We start from the raw sequence: 5,647 nt of genomic DNA on the forward strand, positions 1-5,647 counted from the left end.
ATAGCTGAACAGCGACTCGCTCGCTTCGTCCGTCCCACGCATCGTCACCCTCACCACCGCTGCCGTGCCGGAAGTGAATCATGTTCTCAAAACCGCGTCGAGACCGGCCTTTTTCAGCAGCCTGTTAGAGAACGAACTCATGGACTCTCGGAAGATCCGGATCACCGGGATTGAACTCATGTCGTAGCTTGGTGCGATGATCCTCCAATTTTTTTAGCCGCCGATAGGTAGGATCCATAATGGGGTCCGCATATAGGCCGGCCTTTCGCCTCCGCTGTAATTCCGGAAAACTGCTTTCGATGATGAAACGCTCTTCCAAATAGGGCTTTGTCCAGAACTTTTCTTTCTGTTCGTCGCTGTACTCAATCGGATACCAGCCCTCTTCATGGCAATGGGTTGCAACGAGCTGATCATATTCGCGGGCAAGATCAGGATAACGCTCTTCGTAGAAGGTCAGCCAAGCATTACGTTGCACCTCGCCAACTGCGCGTTGGTGCGACAACGGCTTTCGAAACTCCTCCTTCTCCTTTTTAAGATTGTGGCGGAGATCTTCTCTGAAGTCATTGATGTTTTTATATTTTCCGGCTTTTAGACCAGCCAGCAGGGAAGACAGTCTGATCTGTCCTCTCAGTAGCCCATCCTGTAGTCCGACATCGCCATCAGTCATGTTGTTGAATAGATTGATATCAGGAATGAAACCTAGCGCCGTTGGAGCCTTGCCTGCCTCAGGTTCAACGAAGTGCCGCGTGTCGACATAACCGTCTATCTGGCGAGAGAGCCGCTTGATGGCCTCATAGAAGAAATTCCGAGAACTGAACCCAAATTCGGACTGCGGAGGCAGGCCAAAGCATTTGTTCCTTTGAATGGCTCTCTCGTCCAAATCAGAGATGGTCAGCCCATCTTCTCCTGGCTGGATTAAGTAGTTCGAAGAACCCAGACCGCGTTGATGCGCTTCTCGCTCGAACTCTTCGTCATCCTGGGGAATCGACATGGCATACCCAGCCACCATGGAAAACAGAACCGGGGCAAGTTCAATGATTTCGCGCTGACTGACCCCGTATCTGAGGTTCATGACTGCGAAGGCATTATGTGCCGCAACAGAGACGTGGGCATGTACAGGGACGCTATCTGAGCTTTCGGGCGCAAAGCTCGGATCGAATTCGCGGGCATCGCAGCCTAGGGCCTCTGCTATTTTCTGAAGATCCTTGTCCTTCGGACGAGGGCCGTTGTTGAGCCAGCGGCTGACAGTTCGTTCGGTCCGGCCGGTGACCTCAGAGAGAAATGCCCGAGTTTTTCCGGCTTCCTTGAGTTTCGCTTTGAGCAGTTCGGCTTTGAAGGCCATGGGGTGTTCCTCACTGATTGCACCGCAACATTGGCTGACAAAATTTTATATTAATAGATGTCTTATTTTGTCCAATTTTGGGCAAAAATCGCTCAAATTCCCAGGAAATAGGGACTTATGAGACATTTTTCGGGACATTTTCTTTTTTGACGATGAGTCATCAGCCCGAATCAGCGCGATCAGGGTCTCAAGGAAGGCCAGCGGGGGTCCACACGCGGCCTGATCTCCTATTGAAGCCGCTCAGCAATCCACAACTTAATCAGCGATTGCCGCGTCACGCCCAGGTGCCGAGCCTGCTTATCCAGGCCCTCCACGACCCACGCGGGAAAATCTACATTCACACGCTTGGGCTGATCGTTCCGACGCCGCGCCTGAGACCAGTCGATTGCATCGCTCACGTCCTCACCGGCGTCGAATTTCTTGTCAAACTCAGTTGCCTTCATAGTAGCTGATCTCCTCTTTTCGGGCGCGGCGCACCGAGATGATCCGCACCGCATCACCTCGCGGTGTCCAGACGGCCGCCCAGTGCTTGCCCTCGATCTTCCCAATCGAGATGAACCGCGGTTCATCCTCGGTCTTGGCGGGCGATTCGAGCATCCACGGGTCACCCCACAGGGCCTGCGCCTGGTCGAAGTCGATGCCATGCTTCGACAGATTCGAGGCACTTTTGGCGGGATCATACTCAAAATCCATGCGCAAATATGGTATAGTAATTATTCATTTTCAAGCATGGGTCTACGTGATCACCGCCGCCATCCCGGCCCTCCGATATTCGGAGGTCTCCGGTCCGGGCTGGCTCCGCGCACCATTCCGACCGGCCCCCATATGGCAGAGGCAGGATGGTGCGCAGCCGCCCCCTGGGCGGCTTCCGGCGGGAGGTCCAGGAGGGCGCAGCGCCTCCGGCCCAACGGCAATTAGCGGAGCGGCTCGAAGAGAATTGCCTAGTGGGTTGTCATTTTAAATGACAATTCTGCTCTTCGGTGCTATTCTCTCCACATGTTCAAGGCTGCGATCCGCGTCAACAAGATCTCCACCATCGCCCAGTTGCGCGGGGCATCCCTTCATGCGCAGCGTTACGATGAGATCGGCAAGGCCCGAGTGCGTGAGGGGGCAGAACCCGGTTTTGGTTTGGCCTGGGCGAAAGCGGCAGAGAATGCCCGTGACTATCTCGCCGCCTTCAAGGCACACAAGGCCGAGCTGAAGGCCGGAGAGCGAAAAGGCGCACCGCTTTGCCTTCAGGCCATCTGCGTGGTCTCCCCGGAATGGGTGGAACAGGCCGGCGGGCTGCATGACGCAGGCAATCCGCGCAACCGGCAGCTTTTCGACCAGGCCAAGGCATGGGCCGAGAGTTGGGGCGGTGCGGGGTCTGTGATCGCTAGCCGCCTCGATCTGGACGAGAAGGGCGGGGCCGTGGTCGATGTGCTGGTGTCTCCGGTCCGGGACAGCCGGAGCAAGCCGGTGATCTCCACCAACAAGGCCCTAGGGGAGTTGAAGGTGGCCACGGGCGAGCGGAACGAATACGCCGCCCTGCAGACCTCCTGGGCCGAATGGTGCCAAGCGCATCTGGATCGCGAAATTGTCCGCGGCACCCGCAAGGAGCTGACGCAGCGCCAGCATCTGTCGCCGGAAACCTATGGGGCAGTCATGGACAAGGCCCGTGAGGCCGTCCAGAGGCCCGCAGAGAGCCTCAGAGAGGCCCTGCAGGCCGTTGATCTGTCCTGGGAGGATACGGACGTGTTGCGCGACTACCTGCTCCTCAGGGGCGAAATCAGCCGCCACAGGGAGGACCCACGCGGCTATGAGCCCCCGCCAGGCGAACGGGATGAACAGTGGATCATGGATAGCGCCCTGGACAAGCCTGATCCCTGGCCGCTGATCCGGGCCTTTCGCAAGGGCGCTGAACAGGTCATAGAAGCGGCCTACCGCTTCGGCCTGGGCTGGGATGATCTTAAACGGTCAGACGGGCACGAGAGAGGCCGGGAATGGTTTCCTGCCCTTGCCGACCGGCTGCATCTGGGCGCGGTGATTGCCAAATGTGGGGCGTTCTATGCCCAGGCCGAAGCTTTCGTCAAAAATCTCATGGTCGATGATCCTGCACGGCATCTCGAACCGGAGCGTCTTTCGCCACAGGAAGCCCCGGAGCTGGTAGAACGCTACAATCGCCACTTGGGTCTTGATCTTCCCCAGCACAGCCAACCTCACCACGAACGGGACGGGCTGGATGAGCAGAGCAGCCGGGACATTGGCGAGGAACGGCCGTCCCGGACTCGGGACAGTGGGCATGATTTCGGGCTTTGAACCCTAGTGTTAGTATAGTTACCTACGGAGTAAGTTACGGACCTGAAAATAAGTCGTAACATTCTGACATATCAACAATAAAATATCCACAGAGTTCCGAAACTAACGAATCTGGGTTCCGAAACTAACGAATCTGGGTTCCGAAACTAACGAATGGATTCTGCCTCGAAACCGGGTCCTGATATAACGAACTTGACGAGCCGCCCCGTCCTGTCCGAAGCTGGTTCCAGATATAACGAACTCAACTAGGCGAACGGATGCCACTGCTCCCCGACAGACACCCCCAGAAGGACTTCTTCATCCTCGACATCTCCGATGTGGTGCCGAAGGACGACATGGCCTCGATGGAGCATCCGCTGTTCTCACTCGCCACCAAGCCAGATATGCGCCACCTTGAATATCGCGGCGGTGACAACCGGCTGAAAATCGTGCCGTCCGGGGTCGGCCTGCCCACGATCTTCGACAAGGACATCCTGATTTTCTGCGTGAGCCAGCTCATGCACCGCAAGAACCGGGGCGAGAAGATCGGAAAGCGGGTTCGTTTCAGCGCCCGCGAGCTGATGATTACCACCAACCGCAAAACGGGCGGGATCGAGTATCAGCGCTTGGAACAGGCATTCCAGAGGCTCATCGGGACAACCTTCCAGACCGACATTCAGACCGGAAACAAGCGCGAAACACGCTTTTTCAGCCTGCTTGAATCGGGCAGTGGGTTCGTCATGAAGGAAGAGGGCAAGTGGCGGCTCGACTACTGCGAAGTGATCCTGTCCGACTGGGTGATGCGCGCGATCGAGGGCGACGAGGTCGTAACGATCTCGAACGACTATTTCCGCCTGCGCCGCCCGCTGGAACGCCGCCTCTACGAGATCGGCCGCAAGCATTGTGGGGGCCAGCCTAAATGGCAGATCGGCCTCGCCAAGCTTCAGGAAAAGACCGGCAGCAATGCTCCTCTGAAGAAGTTCCGGCTGAACATCCGCCAGATCATCGAGGACGATCACACGCCGTTCTATCGCATGGAACTGACCGCCGAAGACCTGGTGATCTTTCGCCCGCGCTCACCGCAGAACGAACTCTTGCCCGAGATCAGGCTTCCGGGGTGGGCCGAGGACAAGGCGAGAACCATCGCCAGGGAGAAGGGCCGGGACTACTACGCCCTGCGCTCGGACTGGCTGGCATTCGCCAAGAACGAAGCAGCCAAGGGCAACCCACCGAAGAACGCGGGCGCTGCTTTTGTGGCCTATTGCAGAAAGCAGGATAGCTTGCGTTAGCCGGGCCTAGCTCTGCCTCGATCAGGTTTCCTTGGCGTTGCGCCACGCAACGCGATACCCTGCTGCGCAACAGGCAAAAGCAACGAGGCGCACCGGCATGAAATATTCACTATCAGAGGCCGCAAAGGCCACCGGAAAGAACAAGACAACAATCCAGAGGGCAATCAAAAGCGGAAAAATATCAGCTAGTAAGGGCAATGGCGGCTCATACGAGATCGATCCGTCAGAGTTGCACCGGGTTTTTCCGCCAACTGTTGCGCAACGCGATGCGCAACACACGCAAAGCAACGATACGCAACAGGCGAAATTTACCCCCGAAAGCAGCAACATAGACCGTGTTCTTGAGCTGGAAAAAGAATTGGCAGTCGCCCGCGAGCGAGCCAACGGCTTGGAAGCCCAGAAGGATCAGATGGCTGATACGATCAACGATCTACGGAAGCGCCTGGACAGCTCCGAAACCCGCGTGACGGCGCTTCTGACCGACAACAGCCCAAAGCGCAGTTCTTGGTGGCCTTGGCACCGCTCCTAGCCCCGCCCCAGCCTATCGGTGAGTGCATGCCGCGCCACCGGGCGAAGGAGTTTCTGACTTTCCTGCGGCGCATCGACCGGGCGGTGTAGAGCGTCAACCTCCTTGGCCGCTACCGACAACCAAATTGGCCGGTTTTGACCGCTGCGTTCTTCGTTGATGTTACTGTGCGGTTTTCTCCTCGAGCTTGTCGCTGATGTTGTCGCTGGAGGC

At 57.2% G+C, this 5,647-nt stretch carries 6 protein-coding genes; 3 read left to right on the forward strand and 3 right to left on the reverse strand.

Annotated features, from left to right (window positions below; translation table 11 throughout):
• Positions 1-124: 124 nt before the first annotated feature.
• The 3 genes from IT41_RS18820 to IT41_RS18830 all read right to left on the reverse strand — a co-directional run bounded on the left by IT41_RS18820 (position 125) and on the right by IT41_RS18830 (position 2,035).
• On the reverse strand, positions 125-1,342 hold the full coding sequence (locus IT41_RS18820) for a helix-turn-helix domain-containing protein (RefSeq protein ID WP_036744231.1): 1,218 nt from the start codon (positions 1,340-1,342) through the stop codon (positions 125-127).
• A 227-nt stretch (positions 1,343-1,569) separates the two neighbouring features.
• On the reverse strand, positions 1,570-1,785 hold the full coding sequence (gene brnA / locus IT41_RS18825; protein ID WP_036744234.1) for a type II toxin-antitoxin system BrnA family antitoxin: 216 nt from the start codon (positions 1,783-1,785) through the stop codon (positions 1,570-1,572).
• Positions 1,772-2,035 carry a BrnT family toxin gene (locus IT41_RS18830; RefSeq protein ID WP_036744236.1) on the reverse strand — a complete coding sequence of 88 codons (264 nt, stop codon included), beginning with the start codon at positions 2,033-2,035 and terminating at the stop codon, positions 1,772-1,774. Before IT41_RS18830 ends, brnA begins: the two co-directional genes overlap by 14 nt.
• Before the next feature lie 303 nt (positions 2,036-2,338).
• Between IT41_RS18830 and IT41_RS18835 the strand changes: the two genes are divergently transcribed.
• From IT41_RS18835 to IT41_RS21100, 3 genes are all read left to right on the forward strand, one after another.
• Entirely contained in the window at positions 2,339-3,640 is a 1,302-nt protein-coding gene (locus IT41_RS18835; RefSeq protein WP_036744238.1) for a hypothetical protein, read from the forward strand.
• Between the two features lie 257 nt (positions 3,641-3,897).
• On the forward strand, positions 3,898-4,908 hold the full coding sequence (locus IT41_RS18840) for a replication initiator protein A (protein ID WP_036744239.1): 1,011 nt from the start codon (positions 3,898-3,900) through the stop codon (positions 4,906-4,908).
• A 97-nt stretch (positions 4,909-5,005) separates the two neighbouring features.
• Positions 5,006-5,437 (forward strand): helix-turn-helix domain-containing protein, encoded by a 432-nt coding sequence (locus IT41_RS21100; RefSeq protein ID WP_139221805.1) that lies wholly within the window; start codon positions 5,006-5,008, stop codon positions 5,435-5,437.
• The last annotated feature ends 210 nt before the right edge of the window (positions 5,438-5,647 follow it).

Source organism: Paracoccus halophilus (assembly GCF_000763905.1).
Classification (GTDB): domain Bacteria; phylum Pseudomonadota; class Alphaproteobacteria; order Rhodobacterales; family Rhodobacteraceae; genus Paracoccus; species Paracoccus halophilus.